Origin of the sequence: Cellulomonas hominis, assembly GCF_005239125.1 — a bacterium.
Lineage (GTDB): Bacteria > Actinomycetota > Actinomycetes > Actinomycetales > Cellulomonadaceae > Cellulomonas > Cellulomonas hominis_A.
In genome coordinates, this window is the sequence record NZ_SZYE01000328.1 from 1 (window position 1) to 1,718 (window position 1,718).

2 protein-coding genes are annotated in these 1,718 nt (G+C 79.6%); both read right to left on the reverse strand.

Annotated elements, in window-relative coordinates; translation table 11 throughout:
- Window positions 1-58 precede the first annotated feature (58 nt).
- Window positions 59-1,147 (reverse strand): hypothetical protein, encoded by a 1,089-nt coding sequence (locus FA014_RS19380; protein ID WP_154731234.1) that lies wholly within the window; start codon window positions 1,145-1,147, stop codon window positions 59-61.
- Window positions 1,144-1,718: S24/S26 family peptidase (locus FA014_RS19385; RefSeq protein WP_195969397.1), on the reverse strand; the 575-nt coding region annotated here is incomplete at its 5' end. The genes FA014_RS19380 and FA014_RS19385, both read right to left, overlap by 4 nt.

A 1,718-nucleotide genomic window follows, 5' to 3' on the forward strand; every position in this document is an offset into this window, starting at 1 on the left:
GGGCGCGGCGCGCCGCGGCGGCGCCCGGCGGCGGCCGCGCGGCGTCGGGTGCGCGGCGTCAGGTGCGGGCGCAGAGCTCGAAGGTGCGCGGGGTGTCGTCGCGGACGCCCCCGGTGTCCCACGCGGTGGGGGTCACCCGGTACGTGGTGCCGCCCTGCGCCGCGAGGGCGTAGTTGCCCTGCGCCGTCAGCGTCGTGAGGTCGGCCCGCATCCCGCGCGCCGCGAACCAGGCGACCAGCGGGGCCACGTCCACGTCCGCGCGCCACCCGGCGTAGAACTGCGGCGTCCCGGTGACGCGGACCGTGGTGCTCTGGCACGCCCAGGCGCCCGTCCCGGTGACGGCGCCCGCGGTCTGCGCGTACGTGAGGGCGGGGTCGTACGCGGGGGCGGGCAGGCCGTAGTGGCAGACCGTCACCGTGGCCGCCGCCGTGGCGAAGGACTCCTGCCCGGGGCGCGCACCGACCGAGACCACCCCGTCGACCGGCCGCGGGTCCAGGACCCCCGCCCACCACGGGGTCACCGAGAAGCCGGAGCCGGAGGTCAGGCCGTTGAACGGGCGCTGGGCCAGGTGCAGGTCGACGCGCCAGGACGCCCCGGTCGCGCCGGAGACGTCCACGGTGACGCAGGCCTGGGTGCCCGACGAGGCGAGCTGGGACCAGGTGAGGGCGCCGAAGGTGGTCCCGGCGCCGGGCGTCACGGGACCGGCGGCCGCGCCGGCCGGGGCGGTCCAGGTCACCGGCAGCGACCAGGTGCCGACCGTGAGGGCCACCCCGGCCACCCGGGTCGCCGGGTAGGAGGGGACCGTGACGGCGGTGCTGCCGGACGCGGCGAGCGTGACGGTGGTGTCGGCCGCGGCCAGGGCGGTGCCGTCCGCGGCGTACAGGCGCAGCGTCGCCACCTGGCCGCGGCACCCGGCCGGGATGCCCGACAGCACCACCTGGGTCGCGGTGCCGGACGCGGTCGCGGTGCCGGACGCGGCGCCGAGCGCCGTCGCGGCACACGGGGCGGCGCTGCCGGTCGTGACCGAGGGGCCGCGCACGACGAGGCGGGCGGCGCTCGCCGGCGACAGCGCGAGGGCGGTCAGCACCGCGACGACGACGAGGAGGAGGACGGCGGGGGCGGCCGCGCGCCGGGCGGCGGGGGTCACGGGGCGACCACCGCGTGCGCGCCGTCCGGGGCGGCCGCCTCGGGCCGTTGCGGCTCCGGCGGCGCCGGCCAGAGCAGCACGCCGGCGGCGACCACGAGCAGCGACGCCCACGCCCAGGGGTCCAGCAGGATCGACGCCACCCGCCCGAGCCCCGGGACGTGCAGCCGGGCGATGCCGAGCACGTCCGCGGCGTGCGGGCGCCAGGGGTCGAGGAAGTCGTTGTTGTCGCCCTGGATCACCCAGCCGTCGCCGGCGTCCCCGCCCACCACGCGGTGGATGACCCGCCCGTGGTCGAGGCCCGGCGGGGTGTAGACCACGACGTCGCCCGCCTCGGGGGTGCCGCAGCGCGAGACCACGAGGTCGCCCGTGTAGTACGTGGGCTCCATCGAGTGGCCGGAGACGATCGTCAGCGTCGTGCAGCCGCCGAGGGTGCTCGGCCAGCCGAACCAGACGAGCACCCCGACGAGCGCGGCCGTGACCGCCCAGCCGAGGCCGCTGCGGAGCCGCTCGCGTCGGGTCCGCGGGGCGCGCGGGGCGCGCGGGGCCCGCGGGACCGCCCCGCCGCCGCGCG